Consider the following 25,266-nt stretch of genomic DNA (forward strand, 5'->3'; position numbering starts at 1 on the left):
CTCAGAGCTCGCCGGGACGAGCCTGGCGCGCGCACTTGTCGAGCGCGGCATTGACGAATTTCGGCTCGGAACCCTCGAAGAAGGCATGGGCGACATCAACATATTCATCGATGACAACGCGGGCTGGCACATCGGTTTTTTCAAATAGTTCATAGCCGCCCGACCGCAGGATCGCGCGCACGGTCGCGTCGAGGCGCTCGAGGCGCCAGCCCTCGGCCAGCAGCGCATTGATCGCCAGATCAACCGTCGCCTGCCTGGTGACGACGCCCGCAACCAGGGCGTCGAAGAAGTCTTCGTCGGCTTCGACAAAATCGGCGCTCTCGCCTTCATGCCCGAAGCGGTGCTCGCGAAACTCGGCGATCACATCGGCGGCGCCGCGTCCGGAAATTTCCATCTGGTACAGGGCCTGGACGGCTGCAAGCCGGGCTGCCCGGCGCAGGCGCGCGCGGTTGTCCGACGGGGTCTCATTGTTCTGCGCGCTCATGGAGCTCTCCTGAACCGGTCTCTCAGCGCGATCAGTGCGAGGCAGGCCCCGGCCACATCTGCGCCCTTATCCTTGTCGATCGCCCGCTTGAGCGCCTGGTCACGATTTTCAACCGTCAGAATGCCATTGCCCACCGCGACACCGCGCAGGGACAGATCCATCAGGCCTCGCGCCGATTCGCTGCAGACATAGTCATAATGCGTCGTCTCGCCACGAATAACGCAGCCCAGCGCGACATATCCGTCAAAACCGGCTTCGCCAAGCACGGCCTGCGTGATCGCGCCCGGAATTTCCAGCGCGCCGGGCACTTCGACGATCTCAAAGCTGGCGCCGGCCTTTGTCAGCGACTGGCTGGCCCCGGTCACGAGGGCGTCAGCGATATCGCGATAAAAACTGGCGGCAATGATCAGGATACGCGGCTGGCTCATCACAGGGTCTCCGGGAAATGGCGCTCTTCGCTGACGCTCAGGCCATAGCCTTCAAGGCCGACAATGGTTTGCGGCTTGGTCGTCAACAGGATCATGTCCCGCACCCCGAGATCGAGCAGGATTTGCGCGCCGACACCGTATTCACGCAAGCGCCGGGCATGGCGCTCATCCTCTGGCAAGGCCGGATGCGCGCCCAGCCGCTCGACAATCGCCGTATGGCTGGTCTCGCGGATCAACACCATCACGCCAGGCCCGTCATGGCGGGACAGGGACCGGATGCCGGCCTCAACCAGACCACCGCGGCCGCCGCCATCATTGAGCACATCATCGACGAAGCTGACCTTGTGCATGCGCACCATGGTCGGCGCGTCGGCCGAAGGCTGGCCCTTGACCAGGGCGACATGCTCGGAACCATCAAGCGTGTTTCGGAACACGACCAGTTTGAACGGACCGCCCCACTCGCTCTCAAACTCGGTTTCAAGGCGGCGCTCGATGAAACGGTCATGCTTGCGACGATAGGCGATCAGATCGGCAATCGTACCGATCTTGAGGCCGTGCAATTGCGCGAAGGCGACCAGGTCTGGCAGCCGCGCCATCGTCCCGTCTTCATTCATGATCTCGCAGATCACGCCGGCCGAGCCGGCGCCGGCGAGGCGCGCGACATCGAGTGAAGCCTCGGTATGGCCGGCCCGAACCAGCACGCCGCCATCGCGGGCAACGAGCGGGAAGACATGACCCGGCGTGGCAATATCATCGGCGCCCAGCGCCGGATCGGTGGCGACCTGGATGGTGCGGGCGCGATCATGCGCTGATATGCCCGTGGTGACACCTTCGCGGGCCTCAATGGATACCGTGAAGGCCGTCTGGTGCCGCGAACGGTTATCCGAGGCCATCAGGGTCAGACCGAGCGTGTCGCACCGCTCCTGGCTCATCGCCAGGCAGATAAGACCGCGGCCATGCTTGGCCATGAAATTGATCGCATCAGGCGTGGCGAATTTGGCCGGAATGACCAGGTCGCCCTCATTTTCACGGTCCTCGGCATCGACCAGGATGAACATGCGCCCGTTGCGCGCATCCTCGATCACATCTTCGATCGGAGACAGGGGGATATCACTCACGCGGAAGCCTCCGGAAATTCGCTCAGACGGGCGGCGTAGCGCGCCATGAGGTCAACCTCAAGGTTGACGCGCGCCCCGGTGCGCAGCTGACCCAGTGTCGTTGCGCTTGCCGTATGGGGGATAATCATCACTTCGAAACTGTCGGGCGTCACCGCATTGACCGTCAGCGAGACACCATCAATCGTGATCGAGCCCTTGCGGGCAATGAAGCGATTGAGTGAAGCCGGCGGCGTCACGGTGAAGACAATCCAGCTGCCCTCCTCGCGCCGCGCGCCTATTTCGCCAACACCATCGACATGGCCAGTGACGAGATGCCCGCCCAGCTCATCGCCGATTTTCAGGGCACGTTCGAGATTGACCGCACTGCCAACTGTCCATTCGCCCAGCGTGGTCAAACGCAGCGTTTCCGGCGAGACTTCGACGGCATACCAGCCGCCGGACGAGGATGGCCCCTTGTCGACCACCGTCAGACAGGCGCCGGCATGGGCGATCGATGCGCCGAGTTCGATCCCCTCGGGCGCGTAAGGGCCCTCGATCTCGAACCGTTTGACGGCCTCGCCGCTGATCGCTCGGATGCGCCCAAGCGCGGTGACAATTCCGGTAAACATCAGGAAATCCGCTCATAGCTTTCGTGCAAATCAAGCCCGCGCTCGACCAGGCTCACACGTTGGAATGTGGGCGCAGCGCCCAGCCGCTCAAGGCCCAGAGCTGCGATTGCCGCCAGCCCGTCACCGCCAAGCACGACCGGCGCGCGAAACCATTCGATGCGGTCGACCAGACCGGTCTGCAGCGCCGCCGCCGCGATTGCACTGCCCGCTTCGATCATCACACTGGCATATCCCGCCATGGCCGCCCCCAGATCGCGATCCCGGAACAGGCGGACCCAGCGCGAGGTTTCGGCGTGCACAGCCGCTGTGGCCGGTGTGCGGCCCGCCGTGTCCATGATCAGGATATCCGGTTGGATCGGCCGGGCGACACCCTCGGGCCGCGCGGTCAATCGCGGGTCATCGGCGAGAATCGTGCCGATACCGGTCAGGATCGCCGCGTGGGCCGCACGCATGCGGTGAACCTCGGCGCGGCTTTCCGGCCCCGTAATCCACTGCGACGTCCCGTTGGCGAGGGCGATACGGCCATCAAGGGAGGTGGCGAGCTTGAGGGTGACACGCGCTGGGTTGCCAGCGCTCATTCGTCCTCAGCACCTTGTTCCGGCTGGTCTTCCGGGTCCGGATGACCGGGCGCGAGGTCCTCGTCGGTGATGAATTCCCGGAAATCCTGGACCTTGTGGAAGTCCTTGTAGACCGAGGCATAACGCACATAGGCGACGGCATCGAGATTCTTCAGGGCTTCCATCACCATTTCACCGACCCGGTCGGAGGTGACATCGCTTTCGCCGGTAGATTCGAGACGCCGGACAATGCCGGAAATCATCTGCTCGATGCGCTCCGGTTCGATATTGCGTTTCTGCATCGCCAGATGGATCGAGCGATTGAGCTTTTCACGGTCGAACTGGACCCGTCGCCCGGATTTTTTCAACACCGTCAGCTCGCGCAATTGCACGCGCTCGAACGTGGTGAAACGCGCCGAGCAGGCCGGGCATTGCCGGCGACGGCGAATGGCATTCCCGTCCTCGGCCGGACGGGAATCCTTCACTTGGGTGTCGAGATGACCGCAGAAAGGACAACGCATTGATCTACCCTAGGCCAATTCTGGATAGATGGGGAAGCGGGCTGTGAGCGCTTTCACCTCTTCGCGAACCTGGCCCTCCACTTCGGCATCGCCCTCAGGGCTTGCCACCAGGGAATCGAGCACCCGTACAATCATCTCGCCAACCTGGCGGAACTCGACCTCGCCAAAGCCGCGCGTTGTCGCCGCTGGCGAGCCGACCCGGAGCCCGGAGGTCACTGTCGGCTTTTCCGGATCGAAGGGCACGCCATTCTTGTTACACGTCATGTAGGCGCGCTCGAGCGCCTGCTCGGCGAGATTGCCCTTGAGGCCCTTGGGCCGCAGGTCGATCAGCGCCAGATGGCTGTCCGTACCGCCGGAGACAATCGCGTACCCGCCCTCGGTGACGGCCTGGGCCATCGCCTGGCAATTGGTGATCACATTGCGCGCATAGGTCTTGAATTCGGGCTGCAGCGCTTCGCCAAAGGCGACCGCCTTGCCGGCGATGACATGCATCAACGGACCGCCCTGCATGCCGGGGAAGATCGCCGAGTTGAACTTCTTGCCGAGCTCGAGATCATTGGAGAGGATCATGCCGCCGCGCGGTCCGCGCAGCGTCTTGTGCGTCGTGGTCGTACAGACATGAGCGTGCGGCGTCGGGCTGGGAATGGCACCGCCGGCGATCAGGCCGGCAATATGCGCCATATCGACCATCAGATAGGCCCCGACCTCGTCGGCAATGCGGCGGAACTCGGCGAAATCGATCTCGCGCGGATAGGCTGACCCGCCCGCGATGATCATCTGTGGCCGCAGTTCATTGGCCTGTTTGCGCAACGCATCATAATCGATGCGGGCATCCGCCTCGCGCACACCATAGGCATGGGCGTCGAACCATTTGCCCGACATATTCGGCCGCGCACCATGGGTCAGATGACCGCCGGCGCTCAGGGAGAGACCGAGGATCTTGTCACCCGGCTTGAGCAGCGCCAGGAAGACACCCTGATTGGCCTGGCTGCCCGAACTGGGCTGGACATTGGCGTACTGGACATCAAACAGCGCCTTGGCGCGCTCGATCGCCAGGGTTTCGACCACATCGACATGCTCGCAGCCGCCATAATAGCGCTTACCCGGATAGCCTTCGGCGTATTTATTGGTCAGCGGGGAGCCCTGCGCCTCAAGAACAGCGCGCGAAACAATGTTTTCCGACGCAATCAGTTCAATCTGGCTCTGCTGGCGGAGAATTTCCGCGTGGATCGCATGCGCGACCTCGCGATCGGAATCGACCACCGACTGGGTGAAAAAACGATTCCCTGGTTCGGCTGTCGCAATAGCTTCCGGCATGTTCTGTCCTCTTCAACGCACACAGGCTTGGCGGATTGATAAGGCCGGTCTGCGCCACAAACAAGCGTCGAGTTACCGCAGGGGCACATTGAAACTCAGAACAGGCAACTGGATTGGTACGTATTTTGATCGCCGGCCAACAAGAAACCTGATTACCGCTATTCATGGATTATTGCTTGAACTGGCGAACAGTTCACAATACAAACCAAGAGATAATTATTGATCCGGCGCAACTCCCCCCAAAACGCCAAGCAAATTCGAAAGGCTCAACAAATGTCAGAAGAAAACATCATGCTCGTCGACCAGGAAGAATTGCTTCGGATGACCACCGATGTCGTCGCTTCCTACCTGTCACACAATTCGATGCCAGCGGACAATGTGCCCGAGCTGATTCGTTCGGTTCACACCGCGATGAAAGAAGTTTCCGGTGTTGAACTGAAACAGGAAACCAAATCCAAGCCCGCCGTCCCGGTCGCGAAATCGATCAGCGATGATTACATCGTCTGCCTCGAAGATGGCAAAAAACTCAAAATGCTGAAGCGCTATTTGCGTTCGCAATACAACATGTCGCCAGACGATTATCGTCGTAAATGGAATCTGCCTTCGGATTATCCAATGGTGGCGCCGGCCTATTCTCGCAAGCGCTCGCAGTTTGCCAAGGATATCGGGCTGGGACGGGGCAAGAAGGACGCATAAAGCGCCCCTCACCTCACGATCAGACGGAAATACCACGGCCGGGCTTTTTGCCTGGCCGTTTTTCGTCCGGGGATTTGGCGGCGGCCTTGCCCATCTTCCACGCCAGTTTGGACAATGCCAATTGGTCGATTTCGGCCCTGGTGGTGCGCACAGGCACCTGGAACACAACCTCTTCGCCAGTCGCCGCGTCGACCGCGGCAACACGAACACTGCCGCCAACCTGCTGGATTTCGATGTAGATCTCGCTACCGCTCATCGAGCCACCGGCATCATCCCTTCACCGCCAGATCCTGCTGCGACGCCCGCTGCCAGACATCGCGCAGCGCCTCGATCAACGCGTCGAACATGGCATCGGTGTGCAGCGGCGTCGGTGTCAGACGCAGGCGCTCAGTGCCCTTGGGAACAGTGGGATAGTTGATCGGCTGCACATAGATGCCGTGATCGTCGAGCAGCATGTCGGTCATGCGCTTGCACAGGACCGGGTCGCCGACCTGGACCGGTACGATATGTGTCACCGACGGCATGACCGGGAAGCCGGCCTCGGCAAGACGTAGCTTCAGCGTCGCGGCGCGCTCCTGATGCTTCTCGCGCAGCTCATGCGCCGATTTGAGGTATTCGACGCTGGCGCGCGCGCCCGCGGCCAGCGCCGGCGGAAGCGCCGTGGTGAAGATGAAACCTGAAGCCAGCGAGCGGATCGCATCGATCACGATCTCATTGGCCGCAACATACCCGCCCATCACGCCATAGGCCTTGCCCAGGGTGCCCTCGATGATGTCGATCCGGTGCATCAGGCCTTCACGTTCGGCGATACCGCCACCGCGCAGGCCGTAGAGACCAACCGCGTGAACTTCATCGATATATGTCAGGGCGTTGTACGTGTCGGCGAGATCACAGACCGCCTTGATCGGACCGATATCGCCGTCCATGGAATAGACGGATTCAAAGGCGATCAGCTTTGGCGCGTCCTTGGGGGCCGCGGCCAGCAATTCTTCCAGATGCGCGACATCATTATGGCGCCAGACATGCTTCTCGCAGCGCGCGCCATTCACACCGGCGATCATCGAGGCGTGGTTCAGCTCGTCGGAAAAAATGATGAGGCCAGGCAGGATCTTGCCCAAGGTGGAGAGCGTCGCTTCATTGGCGATATAGCCCGACGTGAAGAGCAGCGCCGCTTCCTTGTCGTGCAGGTCGGCGAGCGAGCGCTCGAGCTCGACATGATAATGCGTGGTGCCGGAAATATTGCGCGTGCCGCCGGCCCCGGAGCCGACATCGTCGATGGCTTTCTTCATCGACTCAACGACGCAGGGCAATTGCCCCATCCCGAGATAATCATTGGAACACCAGACGGTGACATCCTTGACCTGGCCGTCCGGAGCGCGCCAGCGCGCAACCGGGAATTCACCCTTGCGGCGAAGCAAATCGGCGAACACACGGTAACGGCCCTCGGCCTTCACACGGCGTACGGCCGCCTCAAACGCGTTCTGGTAATCCATGCCGGCCTCATTTACGGTCTGCTGCGTCCATTCAGGTTTGAATCGACATATAGACCGTTAAGGCGTGCGCTGCGAATGGACGAAGCGCCGCACCCGGCAAAAAATCACAGTCGGCAGGAAATCGGCTACATGCGGAAGCGGATATGATCGGCCCAGAAACGCTCGACACGGGTCAGCGCCGTATTCACCGCTGGCAGGTTGCCATCGTCCACGCCGCCAACCGCGCCCAGTGAGGCACCCTGGCGATCAAACAGTGCCGACAGTTTGGCCCGCACGGCATTGCCGCTTTCGGTCAGGGACACCTTGACCGCGCGGCGATCAACGGCCGAGCGTTCATGGCGGATATATCCGGCATCCACGAGCTTCTTGAGATTATAGGAGACGTTGGACCCGAGATAATGACCCCGCGTTCGCAGCTCGCCGGCGGTCAATTCCTGATCTCCGATATTGAACAGCAACAGCGCCTGAACGCTGTTGAGATTGTCCATGCTGTCGCGATCCAGCTCGTCCTTCACAACATCGAGCAATTGCCGGTGCAGGCGTTCAACCAGTTGCAGCAATTCGAGATACTGTGTGTTCGTTTCCGGAATCGGGGCCAGATTTTCTGCCAATGCCATTATCACCACTCCACCTGATCGTTCTGATCGTTGGCGGCAGCCTAACAGCAACAGGCTAAAGAGCGTTTAATCCGCCTTCCAGCTTCCGTTAAGCATCTTGTAGATGGCCGAAAAGTCGAGATCCTGGCCGCCCAGATTGCCGAACATCGCGTAGAGCGCCTCGGCCTGGGCACCCAGCGGGGTCGAGGCGCCGGACGCCTGGGCCGCATCCTGGGCCAGCTTGAGATCCTTCAGCATCATCCCCGTGGCAAAGCCCGGCTTGTAGTCATGATTGGCCGGCGTGCCCGGCATCGGCCCGGCAACCGGGCAATAGCTCGTCATCGACCAGGACTGACCGGAGGCTTTGGAGGAAATGTCGAAGAATTTCTGCTGGTCCAGGCCCAGCTTCTCAGCCAGCGCGAACGCCTCACACGTGCCGATCATCGTGATGCCCAGCAGCATGTTGTTGCAGATCTTGGCGGCCTGCCCTGCCCCGGTATCACCGGCATGCAGAATTGCCTTGCCCATGGCCTGCAGGATGGGCTCGGCGACGGCAAAATCGGCCTCCGCGCCGCCGACCATGAAGGTCAGCGTGCCGGCCGCCGCAGCGGCAACTCCGCCGGACACTGGAGCATCGACGAAGCGGAAACCCTGATCGACGGCGGCCTTGCCGACGAAGCGGGCACTGTCGACGTCGATCGTTGAACAATCGAGGAAGAGCGTTCCGGGGGCGGCATTCGGGAAGACATCGCCGGCATAGACGGCGCGAACATGCTTGCCCGCCGGCAGCATGGTGACGACTGCAGCAGCGCCGGACACGGCGTCGGCGGTCGATTTCGCTGCCTTGGCCCCGCTTTCAACCGCGTGCGCCAGGGCGGTAGCGCTGAGATCGAAAGCCCGCACCTCATGGCCCGCCTTGACGAGATTGGCCGCCATGCCGGAACCCATATTGCCCAGGCCGATAAATGCGATGATCGCCATGTGAAATCTCCCGAATTATGTTGCTGTGCGCCGGGCCGTTGGCCTCAGTCGAGGAAAGTCATTTCATGCGCGTCGTCAAGCGGCGCGAATGCCGCAGCGACCGCCAGATCGTCGACTTCGCTCAAACTGGCCGGCGACCAGACCGGCTTATTGTCCTTCTCGATGATGACAGCGCGGACACCTTCATAGAAATCCGTGCCGGTCAGACACCAGGCGCTCAAGCGCAAATCCTGCCGCATCACGCCCTCAAAGCTCAGGTCCGCACCGGCGCGCAGGGCGGCCAGGGTGAGTTTGAGCGCCGTCGGTGATTTCCCCGCAAGGATTTTGAGCTGTTTAATCGACCAGGCATCACCGGCCGCCGTCATCCGTTCGATCATCGGCTCGACGCTGTCGCCAGCGAAGGCAGCGTCAATCAGCGTCCGTGTCAGCGCCAGATCGCTGTCACCGGGATCGCCGGAGAACTCCTCGAGCAGGACTTCCAGCGCGTCCTCACCGGTAAGATCAGCGCGCTCAAGCGCTGCAATCAGGGCTTCGGTCTGCGCCGACGGACAGTAATGCGTGGCCAGACCCGCCGCGATGCAATCAGGCGCCTTCAGGCGAGCGCCGGTCAGGCCCATCCAGGTGCCGATCTCGCCATCGAGTCGCGGCAGGAACCAGGCACCGCCGACATCGGGGTGAAAGCCGATGCCCGTTTCCGGCATGGCGAACATGGTCCTGTCACCAGCGACGCGGTGGGAACCATGCACTGAAACGCCAACACCGCCGCCCATGACGATGCCGTCAATCAGCGCGACATAGGGTTTGGGATAGTGATGGATCAGCGTGTTGAGCCGGTATTCATCGCGCCAGAACAGCCAGGCGTCATCATTCCCGGCCTTGCCGCTGTCATGAAGCTTGAGGATGTCGCCGCCGGCGCAAAACCCTTTCTCCCCGGCCCCGTCAACGACGATGGCCTGCACGGCATCGTCTTGCGCCCAGACCTGCAGCGCCTCGATCATCGCGAGGCACATGCCATGGGTCAGCGCATTGAGCGCCTTGGGGCGGTTGAGGGTAATGCGGCCGACATGGCCACATTTGCGGGCGATGATTTCGGGTTCTTGGGTCATGATCCACTCGGTTCGCTCAAATCATGACAAGGGATGGCGTTTGCCCGCGCCACCGTCAACAGGGCTTTGTCCCTCGATGCCAGTTCGCCGCCGGATTCGATGGCGAGCGCGAGATAGGCGGCGTCAAACAGGCTGAGCCCCGCGGCCCTTGCAAAGGCCGTCAGTTCAAAGATCTGGCCAGTAAAGCGCGGCGGAAGAACTGTGATATGCAGGTCATGGAGTTCGCCAAGGGTGGCCGCCAATTCGACGCTGCCGCGCGCCGCCGAACGGCGCAGCAAATTCCCGGTCTCCCAGGCGAAGACATCCGGCGCAATCAACCGATAGCGAGGCAGCTCATCGAGGAAAGCGTCACTGCGCGGCCCTGCCTGCGCCCGCAGCACCCAGGCGAGCGCGGCAGACGCATCAACGACGAGCGGTTTTAACTCCGCCACGCGTCAGCCCGGAACTCTTCCCAGCTCAGTCCGTCGAGCTCGGGACAGGGCTTTTGCGTTTCGCGGAATGCCTTCAGCTTTGCCACCAGTTCTGCGCCGGAAAGCTTTTTGTCGACATAGGGTTCTTCACGCGACAGTACGGCAATGCGCTTGCCGTGGCGGGTGATCACGATCGGCCCCTCGCCGCGCTCGACAGCATCGAGCAGCGCCGACAGGCGTGTCTTGGCTTCCAGAACACCGACTTCAAGCATGCCGCACCTCTGACCATAAACATAGTCAGAATAGCAAATCAGAGCGCGTGCGTCATTCGAAAAACTCGCGCACCACCCATTCGTCCTCGACCCATTCCGGCTCAAACGAGGCGAATACCAGACCGACCCAGCCGAAGCGGGCGTCGGGCGCACGGGCGGCGAGTTCGGCGTCCTGCTGCAGCGGCACCCAGCACACCAGATCACCGGGCTGCAGCGCCTGTTTCGGGGCAAAAGTGGTGCGAGAAATGACCACGAAACCACCGTCTTCCGATGCCACTTTCAGGGTCAGCTCCGCGCAGCCATCGCCTTCATCGCGCAGGCCACCCTCCGCGACGGATTCCAGCACCATGGCCAGCATCGGATGCTCCGGCACGATCAAGGTGTCGTGCTCGGCACAGGCATGTTCAAAGGCCTCCATGGAGGAGCCGAACGTCCGCTGGGGTGTGTCTTCAGTCATGCCGGCTCCTGCTCTTCGCCTGGTCACATTTCGAACCGCAAAACCGGTTCCCACTTTTGCGACAAACGCTCCTATCGCATCAAATCCTTGGCGATGATGACGCGCATGATTTCATTGGTGCCTTCCAGGATCTGGTGCACCCGCAGATCGCGCACGATGCGCTCCATCGGATAATCCTTGAGATAGCCATAGCCGCCATGCAGCTGCAGCGCCTGGTTGGCAATGTCGAAACAGGCATCGGTCGCAAAACGCTTGGCCATGGCGCAATATTTGGCGGCCGAGGGGTCATTCGCATCGACCGAGGCGGCGGCGCGATAGAGCATGAGGCGCGAGGCCTCCAGCTCGGTTGCCATGTCAGCCAGCTTGAATTGCGAGACCTGGAACTGGCCGATCGGGCGGCCGAATTGCTGCCGCGTCGAGACATAGTCCAGCGCCAGATCGAGCGCTTCGCTGGCGCCGCCAAGCGAACAGGCGCCGATATTGATGCGGCCGCCATTGAGACCCTTCATCGCCAGGGTAAAGCCCATGCCTTCGTCGGCCAGACGATTGGCGACGGGAACGCGGCAATCGGCAAAATTGACGATCCGGGTCGGCTGGGCATTCCAGCCCATCTTTTTTTCATTGGCACCGAAGGTGAGGCCGGGCGTGTCCTTCTCGACGACAAGGGTCGAGATGCCCTTGGGGCCATCGCCGCCGGTGCGGCACATGACGATGTAATAGTCGGATGTCCCGGCGCCGGAGATGAAGGCCTTGGCGCCATTGAGGATGTAGTGATCACCATCGCGCACGGCCTTGGTGCGCAGGCTCGCGGCGTCGGAACCGGCACCTGGCTCGGTCAGGCAATAGGAAGCGATCTTGTCCATCGACATCATGTCGGGGAGGAAGCGCTGGCGCTGTTCTTCCGTGCCCCAGGTGTCGATCATCCAGGAACACATATTGTGGATCGACAGGAAGGCCGCGGTTGCGACACATCCGCGCGATAATTGCTCGAAAATCAGGCAGGCATCGAGGCGCGACAGGCCGGAGCCGCCAACATCCTCGCGGGTATAGATACCGGCAAAGCCCATCGCCGCAGCATCGCGCAGCGCGTCGACCGGGAAATGCTTGTCCTCATCCCACTTTGCCGCATTGGGTTTGAGGCGGTCGTTCGAGAAATTGCGGGCGGCGTCCTGAATCAGTATCTGATCTTCAGTGAGAGCGAAGTGCACAGCGGGCATCCTGTCGGCTATGAGTGTTTGGCATGGCGTATCGTGACCGCGCCAAAGCCGCAAGTTCGTGCCGCAAGTTTGTGATGTTTGACGAGACAAGGACAGTATCATGGGCCTCTTCCCCGCCACCCGCCTTCGCCGCCTGCGCCAGCATGACTGGACGCGCCGCCTGGTGCAGGAAAACGCCCTCACCGCCAACGACCTGATCTGGTCAGTCGTCATCACCGACCAGGACACACCCGAGCCGATTGCCGCCATGCCCGGCGTCGAGCGCCTGACGCTGAAGGGCCTCGCCAAGGCGGCCAGGGAAGCGCAGGCGCTGGGGATACCGGCGCTGGCCATTTTCCCGCATATCGACCCCGCCAAAAAGGATGAGGACGGCACCGAAGCCGTCAATCGCGACGGGCTGATCCCGAACGCGATTCGCACCATCAAGGAGGCCGCGCCCAATCTCGGCGTGATCTGCGATGTCGCGCTCGACCCCTTCACCACCCACGGCCATGACGGCGTGCTCGATGGCGAGACGATTGATAATGACGCCACCATTGAGCGTCTGATCGAACAGGCCTTGGTCCAGGCCGAGGCCGGCTGCGATGTCTGCGCCCCGTCCGACATGATGGATGGCCGTATCGGCGCCATCCGCGAAGCGCTCGAATTCGAGGGCCATTACAATACGATGATCCTCTCCTACGCCGCCAAATACGCGTCGGGCTTTTACGGCCCCTATCGCGAGGCGATCGGCTCGGCCGCAGCGCTGAAGGGCGACAAGAAGACCTATCAGATGAATCCCGGCAATGCCGCCGAAGCCCTGCGCGAGGTCGAGCTCGACATCGCCGAGGGCGCCGACATGGTGATGGTCAAGCCGGGCCTGCCCTATCTCGATATCGTGCGCCTGCTCGCCGATAATTTTGACATCCCCGTCTTCGCCTTCCAGGTCTCCGGCGAGTACGCCATGATCGAGGCCGCTGCCGCCAATGGCTGGATCGATGGCGAGCGCTGCATGCTGGAAAGCCTGCTGGCCTTCAAGCGCGCCGGGGCGAGCGGGATTGTGACGTATTATGCGAAGCGGGCGGCGATGGCGCTCAATGGCTGATCAACAAGCATTAAGGCCAATTGTTGGGAACGTTCTAAGACCATGAGATATCTACCAACCGCATTTGCCCAACTCGCCTTCGCGTGGAAGCTCTACAACTACGCTCTCGACGGCAATATTGATTTCGGAAAACTAGATATTCCGGTCACCTTCCAGGAAGATGGTCAAATCCTCGTATTGCCTGATCGCATATTCGATAATGAGAACGATTTCATTTTGGCGTTCCAGAACCAGCTTTGCGTCGCGTTCGGCGCCGCTGCTATCACGTTGAATCGATCACGGGAGGAGGCTGGAATCACCCTCCCTGATCCGATCCAAAGTGAACAAGATCAGTGCGTCGCGCTAACATATCAAATTCGCAATGCTTTCGCCCATGACATCTCCGAGCCAAAATGGGATTTGAGGAAAAAACGGTACGCCCGGGAATACGAATTCGGGGGCATCCGAGTAGACCTCCGGAACGTCGGAGATAAAGCCTTCGAGTATCAAGACATCGGAGGACCCGACGTTCTATTTCGCATACGGGAGTATGCCGAAGCCAGTCTCTTTGCGGAGCTGAGATGACCAGTTTTGATCCCAAAATGATGACCTCCCCTTCCCGCGAATCCCTCACCGCCCAGGCGATGCACGCCATCGACGCCGCCACCGGTGCCGTGATCCCGCCGATCCATCCGGCGACGACCTTTGCGCGTGATGCCGATAATCAGCTGATCGGCGAGACGGATTATCGCCGCCCGGCCGGGCCGAATGAATTCCAGGCTGCCCGGGTGCTGGCGATGCTGGAGGGCGCACCGGAGGCCAAACTCTTCGCATCCGGCATGGCGGCGATTGCGGCGGTGGTCGAGAGTGTGCCGACGGACGGCCATGTCGTGGCGCAGAGCGAGATGTATTATGGCGCCAAGGCGCTGCTCCAACGCGCCGCCGCCAAGGGGCGGATCACGCTTGATCTGGTTTCGCCGGGCGATACCGCGGCGCTGAAAGCCGCCTGCAAGCCCGGCACCGATCTGGTGTGGATTGAAAGCCCGGCCAACCCGTCCTGGGCGATTGTCGATATTGCGGCGAGCGCCGAAATTGCCCATGCGGCGGGCGCGACGCTGGCGATCGACTCAACCTGTGCCCCGCCCTGCACCACCCAGGCGCTGAGCCTGGGCGCCGATATCGTGATGCATTCGGCGACGAAATATATCAACGGCCATTCCGATGTGCTCGCCGGCGTTCTGGCCACACGTGAGCTCAATGATCGCTGGGCCAAGATCACCGAGATCCATACCCGCACCGGCGCCATTCCCGGCGCTTTCGAGACCTGGCTGATGCTGCGCGGTCTGCGTACGCTGTGGGTCCGGTTTGCCCGCCAGAGCGAAACCGCGATGTTCCTGGCCGAGAAACTTTCCGGCCACCCGGCTCTGGACGCCGTGCTCTATCCCGGCCTGCCAAGCCATCCCGGCCACGCCATCGCGGCGCGCCAGATGACGGACGGGTTTGGCGGCCTGTTCTCGCTGCGGCTCAAGGGCGGCTATGACGCGGCGCGCAAGCTGGCTTCGGGCACAAAGCTCTTCATTCAGGCCACTTCGGTGGGCGGGGTGGAAAGTCTGATCGAGCATCGCAAGCCCATCGAGGGTCCCGCCAGTCCGACACCGGATGATCTGGTGCGCGTTTCGGTCGGGCTGGAACGGGCCGAGGATTTGCTCGCCGATCTGGAGCAAGCGCTGGCACCGGCGCAGGGCTGACCCAAAGGTCAGCCCTATATATTGAGAGCATTCCGTAGCATTCCACTACATGTTGACGGTTTAAGCTTGCGCCCCGATCAGCATCGGGCGTAACGTCTGCCCTATGTTGTGGTTCAAGTGCGTAGTTTTCCAATAAACACTCTGGGGAGAAACTCATGTCACTGGACAAGATCATCTGGGCCATCGGGGCCGTCGTCGCGATTATCTTCGCCTTCGTCAGTTTCGAAATGGCCGGCCTCATCCTGGCCATTCTCGGCCTGGTTTGCGGCTTCTTCATCAAGGGCGATCATCGCCGCGCTGTCATCCTGGCCGCCATTTTCCTTGCGGTCGGCGGGGCTTCAGCCCTGGGCGCCATCCCGACGGTTGGCACCTATCTGACCGCGATCTTCAGCAATTACGGCGCCGTATTGTCCGCCGCATCGCTGATGGTGATCGTCATGGCCACGGCCGAACGCCTCATTCCCGGCATGTCGAGCGAATAGGCACCGCCCCGGTCAGACCAAAGACCGCGAAGAGCTCCGGACCCCGGTCCGGAGCTCGTTTCGTTCCCGGTCCGGCTTGACTGCATCGGCGGCCAAGCCTATCCAGCCCGCTCAACCAACCGGAGCGTTTATGCGCCTCATACTTGAGTCCTGATACAGCCCGCTGACGCAGCGGGCTGGTTTGAAAACCCCATTCCGCCCGGCCGCCCCGGCGCGGATCGCTTTTCTATTTCAGGAACAGACCATTGAAAAACACGCAAAATATCCAGCTTCGTCCCGCCACGCCGGACGATGTCGAGCCCCTGACCGCCCTCTCCTACAAGACGATCCGGGTCAAATATCCCGATATCATCGGGGCCGATATGGTGGAGGGCTACATCGCCTCCGGGGCAGTGCCGCAATACTATCGTGATCGCAATACCTTCACCCGCGTCGCCGTTCTGGACGGCGAAGTGATCGGGGCCTGCGCCCTGCGCGGCAATGCGGTCGATCTGATGATGGTGACCCTCGACCATCATCGCAGCGGCGTCGGTTCGGCGCTCCTGTCCGAGGCCGAGACCATCCTGTTCGCCGATCATGGTGAGATCAGCCTCGAGAGCTTCCGGGATAACCGGCAAGCGGTCGACTTCTACGCCAAGCATGGCTGGGTGATGCAGGAAGCCTTCACCGACCCCGATTACGGGATCGCGATGGTGCGCATGACCAAGCAACGCAAGGACTAGGCAGAGGGACCCGGCCTCGCCGCAGGGCGGTGCCGGGTCTTGTCCTGCACCGGCGGCTAATCGCCAATCGTGATTGCCGGCAGCGACCATTTGAACTGGATGGCGCAGCCACGCAGAACGAAGGCGAACAGGGCCGCACCGATCGTCACCCAGCTCGGATCGAGCCCGAGCGCCATGCCAGTGACATAGGCGGCCGCGCCGGCCAGGGCCGCGAGCGCATAGATATCCTCGCGCAGGACCAGGGGCACATCATTGACGATGATATCGCGCAGCAGCCCGCCAAAGGCGGCACTCATCACGCCAGTGAGCAGCGCAATCGTCCAGTGGGCGCCGGCGTCCAGGCCTGCACGCGCGCCCAGAACACAGAACACCGCCAGCCCGATCGCATCGGCCCAGATCAGGACGATGCGGCGTGTCGCCAGCCATTGCGCACCGGGGGCGAGGAAATAGCCCAGCAAGGCGCCGCCGAGCGCGATCCAGAGATATTTCGGCTCGACAATCCAGTAGACCGGCAATTCGCCCAGCAACACATCGCGCAAGGTACCGCCGCCCATGCCGGCGACGGCCCCGAGGATCGCGGCACCGAAAGGGTCGAGTGATTTGCGCGCAGCCAGCATGCCGCCGGAGAAGGCGAAAAAGCCGATCCCGGCGAAATCGAGGATCAGGAAGACGGTGCCGACATTCATGCCTGTGACGTCCTGTGTGCACGGACCAGAACGCGCCGTGCCTGCTCGAAAATCAGCAGATCGGCCAGATCGCGGGCACGCCAGGCCGCCGCCATCAAAACCCCGACCGCGATCGCCCACACCCCCAAAATCACGATCACGGAATCGATTTGGCTGAAGCCGAGCCGGGTCCAGATTTCCGGATCGATCTCATTGATCCCGATGGTTGCACCAACTGGCAGGGTCACCATCAACAGGGCATAGGCTCGAAAGGTCCGGTCAACCTTTCCGGCATTCAGCTCGGCATAGGTCTTGAGAAAGTCGATCTGGGCGTCATCCAGCCCGCCAAGCAGGCCCAGTCCGATCTTCCAGTGGCTCGCCTGTGTGAGCGGCGTGAGCTGGTCATTGCCGAAATGGTGCAGGCTGCGCCGCGAGAAACCGGCAAACAGGATCAGGCGCAATGTGGTGAAGTTCCGGGTCAGCCGCTCCCACACGCCCATCGCCATGGCGTCGGTGCGGATCAAACCGGTCGCGTCAGCCGTCCTGGTTGAGGTCATCTCATCGTCTTTCATGACCGCGGCACACCCGGCACTTCGGGCACACCCGGAACCGTCAAATACACCGCCACTGCGGTCAGCGCCACGATCAGCACCGCCCAGACGGCAGCATTGATATAGACCGAGCGCTTGGCCGAGCGGCGCTCCAGCCAGGTGCGCGGCCGCACGCCCTTGAAGAAGAAGACCAGCAGGGCTGCCAGATTGACGCTGACAATATTGATCATCAGCAAGAGGCCCGCGCGCGCGGCGAGGGAGAACTCACCCGAGCCGGCAAACAGGCCGGTCGATGCCGCGGGCGGCAATAGCGCCACGGCAACCATCACCCCGACCAGGGTCGACGGCAGGCCGGCGACGATGGAGAGCGCCGCAGCCGCACCGGAGGCCAGCGCCAGCGCCGTCGAGTCGAGCCCGACTATCGTGCGATTGGTCAGTTCGGCCGAGCCGAGATTGACGTCGAAGACCAGACCGATCACGACCGAGATCGCCATGCCGAGAAACAGGCCCGACAGCGCCGTGCGCGTGGCCTTGGTCATCAAGGCGAAATCACCCAGCGCCGAGCCAAGGGCGAAGGCCAGAATCGGTCCCAGCAGGGGGGCAATCACCATCGCGCCAATCACGGCGGCGACATTGTCGGCGGCGAGGCCGAACACGACCACAATGGTCGAGAGCGTGGTCAGGATCAGGAAATCGCGATCGAGCTTGGTGCCGGCCTGGATGTCCTGATAAATCTCCTCGCGCAGCGCGACCGTACGGATCTTTTTCTTCACCTCGGGATCGGGCTCGGCCTCGAGCTTCGGCAGGCTGGCCTCGACCGGCAAGACCACCAGGCGCCAGCCCTCCTGATGCTCCAGCATGGTGGAAATCGTGTCGAGGGCCTTCTGGCCGTCGCCTTCATTGAACACCATACGCATCAGCCGCCGTCCGCCGCTATCGACATCGGTCAGGCTGCAATCGAGCGGATTGGTCGCGAGTACCGCCTGATGCACAGGCCCGACCCGGTCGCCATCGTCCATGCTCAGTTCAAACAGGCGCATGGCGTCAGCCCTTCCCTGGGAAATCGAGGCGGAAGATCAGGCTCGACGTGTCCCAGCGACTGCCGCCCGCGTCCTGAATTTCGGCGTAGAACTGGTCGACCATGCCCGTGACCGGAAGTTCGGCGCCATTGCGGCCCGCCTCATCCAGCGTGATGCGCAAATCCTTGCGCATCCAGTCAACGGCGAAGCCATAGTCGAACTTGCCGGCGACCATCGTCTCCCAGCGATTTTCCATCTGCCAGGACTGGGCTGCCCCTTTCGAGATCGCACCGATCACCTTGGCCGGATCGAGCCCCGCACGCTTTGCGAAATTGAGACCTTCCGACAGGCCCTGGACGATGCCGGCGATGCAGATCTGGTTGACCATTTTGGCCAATTGTCCCGAACCGGCCGGGCCGATCAGCGAGGCCGCCTTGGCATAGGCGGCCATCACCGGCTCCGCGCGGGCGAAATCAGCCTCGCTGCCGCCACACATAATGGTCAATTGCCCGTTCTCGGCGCCGGCCTGGCCCCCCGATACCGGCGCATCGACAAAGCCGATACCGGCCTCGCGGGCCTGGGCATCAAGCTCGCGCGCCAGTTCCGCGGAGGCAGTCGTGTGATCCACCAGAATGGCGCCGCGCTGCATGGCCGGAATCACCTGCTCAGCGACAAGGCGTACATCGGGATCATCGCCCAGGCAGAAGAAGACGAAATCGGCACCGGCGACAGCGGCCTGCGGCGTCGCTGCGGCCTGCCCTGCATGGCGGCTCGCCCAGGCATCCGCCTTGGCGGCGGTCCGGTTCCAGACTCTGACCTCATGCCCGGCCTTCACCAGATGGCCCGCCATCGGAAAGCCCATCACGCCAAGACCCAAAAATGCGCACCGTGCCATTGACCACTCCCAATTCAACTTTCCCCTTGCTAGTCTCCCGCGCACAGGGGAGCAAGTCATCATGATCAAATCCGTATTGCGCATCGGCGGCATCGCTGCCGGCCTTCTTGTCGCGGCGATAATCGTCTTCGCGCTCGTCTTCGCCAACCGGCTCTACGCCTCGCTGCCACAGACCAGCGGCACGCTTGAACTGGCGGGACTGGACGCGCCCACCGATATCGTGCGCGACAGCTATGGCGTGCCCCATATTTTCGCGAGCAATTCCCACGACGCCTATTTCGCCCTCGGCACGGCCCATGCCCAGGACCGGATGTGGCAGATGGAGATTACCCGCCGCGCGATTCGCGGTCGGCTTGCCGAAATTCTCGGCCCCGATGCGCTGGATACGGATATTTTCTTCCGGACCATGGGGCTGGCCAGTGTTGCCGAGGAAACGATCGGTAATCTGCCCGCCGACGTGCAGGCCGCCCTGGACGCCTATAGCGATGGCGTCAACGCCGTCATCACCGCACCGGGCTATGTTGCCCCGCCGGAATACCAGATCCTGATGGTCGCACCGGAGCCGTGGACACCCGCCGACACCGTCACCGTCTTCAAGGCCATCGCGCTCGACCTGTTCGGAAATGCCTTCCAGGAACCGGCCCGCAGCGCGCTCGAAGCCGCGCTCGGCGCCGAGCGCACCGAGGAATTCATTGGCCGCTATCCCGCCGACGCGCCGCGTTCGCTAAGCATGGCCGATCTGGGCCTGACGGATGCGCCTGCCCCGGCTGCTGTCGAGAGCCCGCCGCCCGCCATCGGTCCGGAAGATCCCGGCCGCGACGGTTCCAATAACTGGGTTCTGGCCGCCAGCCGCACCACGACGGGCGCGCCCATCCTGGCCAATGACCCGCATCTGGGCCTGCGGGCGCCGGATATCTGGTATCTGGCCCGCGTGACCACGCCGCAGGGCTCCACCGTGGGTGCCACCCTGCCCGGCACGCCTTTCGTGACGCTCGGACGCAATGACCATATCGCCTGGGGTTTTACCAATACCGGGCCCGATGTAGGTGATTTGCATCCCGCGACCCAGGCCGATGTCACCGGCACGCGCGACGAGATCATCCAGGTGCGCTTTGGCGATGATGTCACCATCACGCGCCGCGAAACCGCCACCGGCCCGGTGCTCGACCCCGAACATTTCGACTACGCCCTGCCCGATGGTGCCGATTTCTTTGCTCTGCAATGGATGCTCGACGAGCCCGATGACGGCACGCCCGGCGTCGGCATGGCAATCGCCGATGGTCGCGGCTGGGATGATTTCGTGGACGCGGTGCGCAGTTTCGTGGCGCCGCAACAGAGCATGGTGTTTGCCGCCACGGATGGCGATATCGGCTTCTACGCCCCGGCCCGCATTCCGGTCCGCGACGCCGCCGGCGCGTGGGTCTCGACCATTCCCTTCGATGAACTGCCGCACACACGCAATCCCGGGCGCGGCTTCATCGCCACGGCCAACAACATGATCGTGCCGGACAATTACCCGCATCACCTGTCCAGCGAATGGTATGGCGTCAGCCGCATTCGCCGGATTTATCATGGCATCGAAGCACAGCCGCGCCATGATCTCGACAGCCTGCAGGCGCTGCAGGTCGACACGGTCTCCGACATGGCCCTGCGCATCCTGCCGGTCCTGCGGACCGCCGAACCCCTGACGACCGCCGGGCAGGACGCCCTCGCCCTGTTGCAGGACTGGGATGCCGACATGGCCGTCGACCGGCCGGAACCGCTGATCTATTCAGCCTGGATGGTCGAGTTGCAGCGGCGCGTCTATGCCGATGAACTCGGGACGCAATTCAATCGCTGGTATGCGGATCGGCGTGTCTTCATGATGGATGTCCTGACTGGCGATCTGGGCCATTGGTGCGACAATATCCTCACCGATGATATCGAGACCTGCCATGAATTGCTGGGGGCTTCGCTCGACGATGCCGTCGCCAATACGGTGGCCTCCCAGGGCCGCAATATCGCGTCCTGGCAGTGGGGCGATGTGCATTATGCGCGCAGCGACCATACGCCCTTCTCCAGCTTCCCGATCCTGAAGGACTGGTTCACCATCACCACACCGGTGCCGGGCGACGGGTCGACGGTCAATGTCGCGCCCTTCTCCTTCCGCCAGTCCGGCTATGCCGTGACCCACGCTGCCTCATACCGCTCGCTGTATGATCTGTCGGATCTGGACAATTCGCGCTTCATGATCACGACCGGCCAGTCGGGCAATGTGCTCTCACGCCATTATGACGATCTGGCACCGCTTTGGGGCCGGGGCGAATATGTCCAGGTGCGCACAGACTGGACGCCGGAGACAATGCCCGACGGTGCCCGTCGGCTGCGGCTTCAGCCCGCCTCGCCGTAACCGCCGCGCACGAAGACCAGCGAGGGCACGCTCCGCGGCGTATCGAGGGCGATGACCTCACCAATGATGATGTCGTGATCACCGCCGGCATGGACAGCATGCTGGCGGCAGACCAGCCGCGCAACGGCGCCGTCAATCAGGGGCGCGACATCGCCGCTCCAGCTCGCACCGCACAGAGCGAGATCCGCGTCCTGGGCGCAGGCCTCGGCCATTTCGCGCTGATCATGGGCGAGGATATTGATCGCGTAATCGCGGGCATTGCGCAGCAGGTCATAGCGATGCGTTGTGCGCTCGATCGACCATAACACCAGCGGTGGGTCGAGCGAGACCGAGGCGAAGGAATTGACCGTCATGCCCAGGGCCGCGCCACCGGAATAGGTCGACACAATGGTCACGCCTGTCGGGTAACACCCCAGTGCGTCTCGGAATGCGCGGTTATCAATCAAAGTCTTCCCTTCGCAGTCCGGCTCGAAACCTGCCCTTAACGTTAACGGTCTACAGGAGTTGGGTTAGATTAAACAAGGTGGGTAGACATGGCGGCGAATGACAGGCCGATCATCATCAAGAAGATCACCAAGGTCGCAGGCGGACACCATGGCGGCGCCTGGAAGGTCGCCTATGCCGACTTCGTGACCGCGATGATGGCCTTCTTCCTGCTGATGTGGCTCATCAACACCACCACACCAGAACAAAAGCGCGGCATTGCCGACTATTTCGCTCCGGCCAGCGTCAGCCCCTCCACCTCCGGTTCCGGACAGCCCTTCGGCGGCACAACGCCCGGCCAGGATGGCGTGCAGGGCAATGGCGACGCCTCCATGGTGCGCCGACTCGCCCCGACTGTGCCCCAGGATAATGACGACAGCCAGCAGGCCACGCCGGCTTCGACATCGGAAACCACCGACTCGCCGGATGTCACTCAGTCCGCCATGGCGCAGGCGCAACAGCGCCGCGAGGACGCCCTGTTCCAGAGCGCGGCCATGTCGCTGCGCCAGGCCATGCAGTCCATGCCGGAACTGGCCGAACTGTCCAACCATGTCATCATGGACATCACCCCGGAAGGTCTGCGAATCCAGCTGATCGACCAGGAAGGCCGGCCGATGTTCGCCCCCGGTGCGACCGAGCCGAACCCCCGGGCCATCACCCTGCTCAACGCCATCGCCGCCATCGCCGAACGCCTGCCGAACCGGCTGTCCATCTCCGGTCACACCGATTCGGGTCCCGCCGGCAGCGGGAATTATACCAACTGGAATCTCTCCGCCGACCGCGCCAATGCCGCGCGGGCCGTGGTCCAGGAATCCGGGATCAGCGATGACCGCATTTATGAAGTGCGCGGCAAGGCTGGCTCGGAACCGCTTTATCCCGATGATCCTTTCATGCCGGGCAATCGCCGCATCTCGATCGTCCTGCTGCGCGAAGCGCCGATCCTGCCGGCCGGTCACGAACTCTGATCAGCAATGCCGGCACTGCGCCCGGATGGTAGCGGCTTGCACCAAAAGGGCTTCGCAAGCGCGCGGGGCATATGCTAGCCTTGCGTCAGGGCCAGATCGGGCCCGATGCTTCCTGAAACGACAATATGCCGGAAATGACGTCTGTAGATGATTGGCAGATGTGGGCCGTACTCGGCGGCCTGTGCATCGCCATCGTTTTCTATTGCTGGGAACGCTTCGCGATCGAAATGGTCTCCGCGGCTGTCGTCGCGGTCCTGCTGGTATTCTTCCACCTTTTCCCGCTCGAGAGCGATAATCCCACAGTCAGCGTCCTGTTGGCCGGGTTCGCCAATCCGGCCCTGATCACCATCATGGCGCTGCTGATCGTCGGCCAGGGCATCTTCCAGACCGGTGCGATGGAAGGGCCGACACAGGCCTTGCTGCGGTCCTTCGATCAATACCCCAAGGCGACGCTGCTGGGCATGTTCGCCTTCGTCTTCGTGATCAGCGCCTTCATCAATAATACGCCAGTGGTGGTGATGTTCGTGCCGATCCTCGGCGCGATCGCCAAGCGGATGGAGCAAAGCCCGTCCAAACTGATGATCCCGCTGAGCTATATCTGCATATTCGCCGGCATGACGACGCTCATCGGCTCCTCGACCAATCTCCTGGTCGCTGATTCGCTGATGTCGACATCGGGCATCCATCTCGGCTTTTTCGCGCCGACAGCGCCCGGGCTCTTCCTGGCCGCGATCGGCGTCGTCTACGTGATGTTCGTCCTCCCCAAACTCCTGCCGGACCATTCCTCGATGGAAGCGGAACTGGCCGGCGCCGGTGGCCGCCAGTTCATCGCCCAGCTCGATGTCACCAGCGATCACCCCCTGGTCGGCAAGAAACCCGTCGCCGGCATGTTCGTCGACCTGCCCGATATGACGGTGCGCATGATCCAGCGCGGCGAGCACGCGCTGCTGCCGCCCTTCGACCAGATCGAGCTGCGGCCCGGTGACCTCGTCATCGTCGCCACCACCCGCCAGACCCTGACCGCCCTGCTGTCAAAGAATGCCGATTTCATGCGCGGCCTGCTGCAGACCTCCGGCCATGGCGAGGAACCCAGCCCGGGCGACCAGCTGAAAATGACCGAGGCGGTCGTCGCCCCGGGCTCACGCCTGATCGGCCGCACCATCGCCCAGATCGGCTTTCGCCATGCCACCGGTTGTGTCGTGCTGGGGATCCAGCGACGCAGCCGCATGATCCGCTCGCGCATGGGCGAGATACGGCTCGAGGCCGGTGACACATTACTGTTGTTCGGGACCTCCAATTCGATGCGCTCCATGCGCGCCGACCGCGACCTCCTGCTGATGGAATGGTCCTCCACCGCCCTGGCCGATCCCCGCCGCGCCAATATTGCGCGGGTGATTTTCGGCGGCGTCGTCCTGTTTGCCGCCACCGGCGCCATGCCGATCGCCGTCGCCTCATTCCTTGGCGCGGTCGCAATGATCGCCGGCGGCTGCCTCAATACTCGCCAGGCGGCGCGCGCCGTGGACATGCGGGTCTATCTGCTGATCGGCTCCGCGATCGCGCTGGGGACGGCCATGCAGGCCACCGGTGCCGCGGATCTGCTGGCGCTGGGCGTGGTTTCGGCCTTCTCGCCCTTCGGCCCGGTCGTGTTGATGTCGGCCATGTTCATCCTGGTCGCGATCCTGACCAATGTCCTGTCCAACAGCGCCACCGCCATCCTGTTCACACCGATCGCCATCGGCGCCGCCAATCAGATGGGCCTGGACCCGACCCTGTTCGCGATGACCGTGCTGCTGGCCGCCAATACCTCCTTCGCCACACCGATCGGCTATCAGACCAATCTGCTCGTGATGGGGCCCGGACATTACCGCTTCGTCGACTATCTGCGCGCCGGCACGCCACTTATCCTCTTGTTTTGGGCCGGATATACGGCCTATATTGCGTTACATTTCGCGCTCGGTGGGGCTTGAGCGCGCCTCTGGCAGTGAGCTGAAACGACTGACCTGAAACATCTGGCTTGAATCAA

Annotated in this window: 30 protein-coding genes; 9 read left to right on the plus strand and 21 right to left on the minus strand. The window is 62.4% G+C overall.

The annotated features are described in order from the left end of the window. Window position 1: 1 nt before the first annotated feature. Genes nusB through glyA form a run of 7 tightly spaced genes read right to left on the minus strand, consistent with a single transcriptional unit; the run spans window position 2 to window position 5,033 of the window. The gene (nusB, locus tag BLT42_RS04300) at window positions 2–484 is read right to left on the minus strand and encodes a transcription antitermination factor NusB (RefSeq protein WP_091767350.1); all 483 of its coding nucleotides are present in this window, start codon (window positions 482–484) and stop codon (window positions 2–4) included. Continuing rightward, entirely contained in the window at window positions 481–912 is a 432-nt protein-coding gene (ribH, locus tag BLT42_RS04305; protein WP_091767353.1) for a 6,7-dimethyl-8-ribityllumazine synthase, read from the minus strand. Before ribH ends, nusB begins: the two co-directional genes overlap by 4 nt. After that, entirely contained in the window at window positions 912–2,030 is a 1,119-nt protein-coding gene (gene ribB, locus BLT42_RS04310; protein WP_091767356.1) for a 3,4-dihydroxy-2-butanone-4-phosphate synthase, read from the minus strand. Before ribB ends, ribH begins: the two co-directional genes overlap by 1 nt. Further along, window positions 2,027–2,638, minus strand: coding sequence for a riboflavin synthase (locus tag BLT42_RS04315; protein ID WP_091767359.1), 612 nt, complete (start codon window positions 2,636–2,638; stop codon window positions 2,027–2,029). The genes ribB and BLT42_RS04315 overlap by 4 nt, the downstream gene beginning before the upstream one ends. Beyond that, the gene (locus BLT42_RS04320; RefSeq protein ID WP_091767362.1) at window positions 2,638–3,216 is read right to left on the minus strand and encodes a RibD family protein; all 579 of its coding nucleotides are present in this window, start codon (window positions 3,214–3,216) and stop codon (window positions 2,638–2,640) included. Before BLT42_RS04320 ends, BLT42_RS04315 begins: the two co-directional genes overlap by 1 nt. Continuing rightward, the gene (gene nrdR / locus BLT42_RS04325) at window positions 3,213–3,716 is read right to left on the minus strand and encodes a transcriptional regulator NrdR (protein WP_091767365.1); all 504 of its coding nucleotides are present in this window, start codon (window positions 3,714–3,716) and stop codon (window positions 3,213–3,215) included. Before nrdR ends, BLT42_RS04320 begins: the two co-directional genes overlap by 4 nt. 9 nt (window positions 3,717–3,725) lie before the next feature. Further along, on the minus strand, window positions 3,726–5,033 hold the full coding sequence (gene glyA / locus BLT42_RS04330; RefSeq protein ID WP_091767367.1) for a serine hydroxymethyltransferase: 1,308 nt from the start codon (window positions 5,031–5,033) through the stop codon (window positions 3,726–3,728). Window positions 5,034–5,306: 273 nt separating this feature from the next. On the opposite strand from glyA, the gene BLT42_RS04335 reads away from it, so the two are divergent. Next, window positions 5,307–5,729, plus strand: a complete 423-nt coding sequence (locus BLT42_RS04335; protein ID WP_091767369.1) for a Ros/MucR family transcriptional regulator — start codon at window positions 5,307–5,309, stop codon at window positions 5,727–5,729. Window positions 5,730–5,748: 19 nt separating this feature from the next. Here BLT42_RS04335 and BLT42_RS04340 read toward each other — a convergent pair whose 3' ends face one another. From BLT42_RS04340 to BLT42_RS04380, 9 genes are all read right to left on the minus strand, one after another. Next, the gene (locus BLT42_RS04340) at window positions 5,749–5,985 is read right to left on the minus strand and encodes a DUF6898 family protein (RefSeq protein WP_091767372.1); all 237 of its coding nucleotides are present in this window, start codon (window positions 5,983–5,985) and stop codon (window positions 5,749–5,751) included. Window positions 5,986–5,998: 13 nt separating this feature from the next. Then, window positions 5,999–7,222 (minus strand): 5-aminolevulinate synthase, encoded by a 1,224-nt coding sequence (hemA, locus tag BLT42_RS04345; RefSeq protein WP_091767375.1) that lies wholly within the window; start codon window positions 7,220–7,222, stop codon window positions 5,999–6,001. Between the two features lie 125 nt (window positions 7,223–7,347). Continuing rightward, window positions 7,348–7,839 (minus strand): MarR family winged helix-turn-helix transcriptional regulator, encoded by a 492-nt coding sequence (locus tag BLT42_RS04350; RefSeq protein WP_091767378.1) that lies wholly within the window; start codon window positions 7,837–7,839, stop codon window positions 7,348–7,350. Between the two features lie 66 nt (window positions 7,840–7,905). Continuing rightward, complete coding sequence (gene mmsB, locus BLT42_RS04355; RefSeq protein ID WP_091767381.1) at window positions 7,906–8,799, minus strand: 3-hydroxyisobutyrate dehydrogenase; 894 nt, start codon at window positions 8,797–8,799, stop codon at window positions 7,906–7,908. 44 nt (window positions 8,800–8,843) lie between these two features. Continuing rightward, window positions 8,844–9,905, minus strand: a complete 1,062-nt coding sequence (locus BLT42_RS04360; RefSeq protein WP_091767383.1) for an enoyl-CoA hydratase/isomerase family protein — start codon at window positions 9,903–9,905, stop codon at window positions 8,844–8,846. Further along, on the minus strand, window positions 9,902–10,336 hold the full coding sequence (locus tag BLT42_RS04365) for a type II toxin-antitoxin system VapC family toxin (protein WP_091767386.1): 435 nt from the start codon (window positions 10,334–10,336) through the stop codon (window positions 9,902–9,904). The genes BLT42_RS04360 and BLT42_RS04365 overlap by 4 nt, the downstream gene beginning before the upstream one ends. After that, a complete protein-coding gene (locus tag BLT42_RS04370; protein WP_091767389.1) occupies window positions 10,324–10,587 on the minus strand; it encodes a type II toxin-antitoxin system Phd/YefM family antitoxin in 264 nt (87 codons plus the stop codon). Before BLT42_RS04370 ends, BLT42_RS04365 begins: the two co-directional genes overlap by 13 nt. A gap of 52 nt (window positions 10,588–10,639) precedes the next feature. Continuing rightward, on the minus strand, window positions 10,640–11,044 hold the full coding sequence (locus tag BLT42_RS04375; RefSeq protein WP_091767392.1) for a hypothetical protein: 405 nt from the start codon (window positions 11,042–11,044) through the stop codon (window positions 10,640–10,642). A gap of 71 nt (window positions 11,045–11,115) precedes the next feature. After that, a complete protein-coding gene (locus BLT42_RS04380; RefSeq protein ID WP_091767565.1) occupies window positions 11,116–12,252 on the minus strand; it encodes an isobutyryl-CoA dehydrogenase in 1,137 nt (378 codons plus the stop codon). Window positions 12,253–12,361: 109 nt separating this feature from the next. On the opposite strand from BLT42_RS04380, the gene hemB reads away from it, so the two are divergent. The 5 genes from hemB (at window position 12,362) to BLT42_RS04405 (ending at window position 16,276) form a co-directional block, all read left to right on the plus strand. Beyond that, on the plus strand, window positions 12,362–13,345 hold the full coding sequence (gene hemB, locus BLT42_RS04385) for a porphobilinogen synthase (RefSeq protein WP_091767395.1): 984 nt from the start codon (window positions 12,362–12,364) through the stop codon (window positions 13,343–13,345). A 42-nt stretch (window positions 13,346–13,387) separates the two neighbouring features. After that, on the plus strand, window positions 13,388–13,909 hold the full coding sequence (locus tag BLT42_RS04390) for a hypothetical protein (protein WP_091767397.1): 522 nt from the start codon (window positions 13,388–13,390) through the stop codon (window positions 13,907–13,909). Continuing rightward, complete coding sequence (locus BLT42_RS04395) at window positions 13,906–15,072, plus strand: trans-sulfuration enzyme family protein (protein ID WP_233342310.1); 1,167 nt, start codon at window positions 13,906–13,908, stop codon at window positions 15,070–15,072. Before BLT42_RS04390 ends, BLT42_RS04395 begins: the two co-directional genes overlap by 4 nt. Window positions 15,073–15,227: 155 nt before the next feature. After that, window positions 15,228–15,554 (plus strand): hypothetical protein, encoded by a 327-nt coding sequence (locus BLT42_RS04400; RefSeq protein WP_091767400.1) that lies wholly within the window; start codon window positions 15,228–15,230, stop codon window positions 15,552–15,554. Between the two features lie 245 nt (window positions 15,555–15,799). Continuing rightward, window positions 15,800–16,276: a GNAT family N-acetyltransferase gene (locus BLT42_RS04405; RefSeq protein WP_091767403.1), complete on the plus strand. Its 477-nt coding sequence runs from the start codon at window positions 15,800–15,802 to the stop codon at window positions 16,274–16,276. A 56-nt stretch (window positions 16,277–16,332) separates the two neighbouring features. On the opposite strand, the gene BLT42_RS04410 is transcribed toward BLT42_RS04405, so the two are convergent. Genes BLT42_RS04410 through BLT42_RS04425 form a run of 4 tightly spaced genes read right to left on the minus strand, consistent with a single transcriptional unit; the run spans window position 16,333 to window position 19,466 of the window. Further along, entirely contained in the window at window positions 16,333–16,962 is a 630-nt protein-coding gene (locus BLT42_RS04410; protein ID WP_091767406.1) for a trimeric intracellular cation channel family protein, read from the minus strand. Then, window positions 16,959–17,513 (minus strand): hypothetical protein, encoded by a 555-nt coding sequence (locus tag BLT42_RS04415; RefSeq protein WP_091767409.1) that lies wholly within the window; start codon window positions 17,511–17,513, stop codon window positions 16,959–16,961. Before BLT42_RS04415 ends, BLT42_RS04410 begins: the two co-directional genes overlap by 4 nt. Next, the gene (locus BLT42_RS04420) at window positions 17,510–18,532 is read right to left on the minus strand and encodes a TIGR00341 family protein (RefSeq protein WP_091767413.1); all 1,023 of its coding nucleotides are present in this window, start codon (window positions 18,530–18,532) and stop codon (window positions 17,510–17,512) included. The genes BLT42_RS04415 and BLT42_RS04420 overlap by 4 nt, the downstream gene beginning before the upstream one ends. A 4-nt stretch (window positions 18,533–18,536) precedes the next feature. After that, the gene (locus BLT42_RS04425; protein WP_143024045.1) at window positions 18,537–19,466 is read right to left on the minus strand and encodes an NAD(P)-dependent oxidoreductase; all 930 of its coding nucleotides are present in this window, start codon (window positions 19,464–19,466) and stop codon (window positions 18,537–18,539) included. A gap of 1 nt (window position 19,467) precedes the next feature. Here BLT42_RS04425 and BLT42_RS04430 point away from each other — a divergent pair, with 1 nt between their 5' ends. Further along, on the plus strand, window positions 19,468–21,795 hold the full coding sequence (locus BLT42_RS04430; RefSeq protein WP_091767419.1) for a penicillin acylase family protein: 2,328 nt from the start codon (window positions 19,468–19,470) through the stop codon (window positions 21,793–21,795). Here BLT42_RS04430 and BLT42_RS04435 read toward each other — a convergent pair. Beyond that, on the minus strand, window positions 21,777–22,190 hold the full coding sequence (locus tag BLT42_RS04435; protein WP_233342311.1) for a flavin reductase family protein: 414 nt from the start codon (window positions 22,188–22,190) through the stop codon (window positions 21,777–21,779). The genes BLT42_RS04430 and BLT42_RS04435 overlap by 19 nt on opposite strands. A 138-nt stretch (window positions 22,191–22,328) precedes the next feature. Between BLT42_RS04435 and BLT42_RS04440 the strand changes: the two genes are divergently transcribed. Together BLT42_RS04440 and BLT42_RS04445 are read left to right on the plus strand one after the other, a co-directional pair. After that, entirely contained in the window at window positions 22,329–23,243 is a 915-nt protein-coding gene (locus BLT42_RS04440; protein ID WP_091767426.1) for a flagellar motor protein MotB, read from the plus strand. A gap of 134 nt (window positions 23,244–23,377) precedes the next feature. After that, entirely contained in the window at window positions 23,378–25,210 is a 1,833-nt protein-coding gene (locus tag BLT42_RS04445; protein WP_233342312.1) for an SLC13 family permease, read from the plus strand. The last annotated feature ends 56 nt before the right edge of the window (window positions 25,211–25,266 follow it).

The sequence above is a fragment of the Maricaulis salignorans genome (assembly GCF_900103475.1).
In the GTDB taxonomy this organism is placed as follows: domain Bacteria; phylum Pseudomonadota; class Alphaproteobacteria; order Caulobacterales; family Maricaulaceae; genus Maricaulis; species Maricaulis salignorans.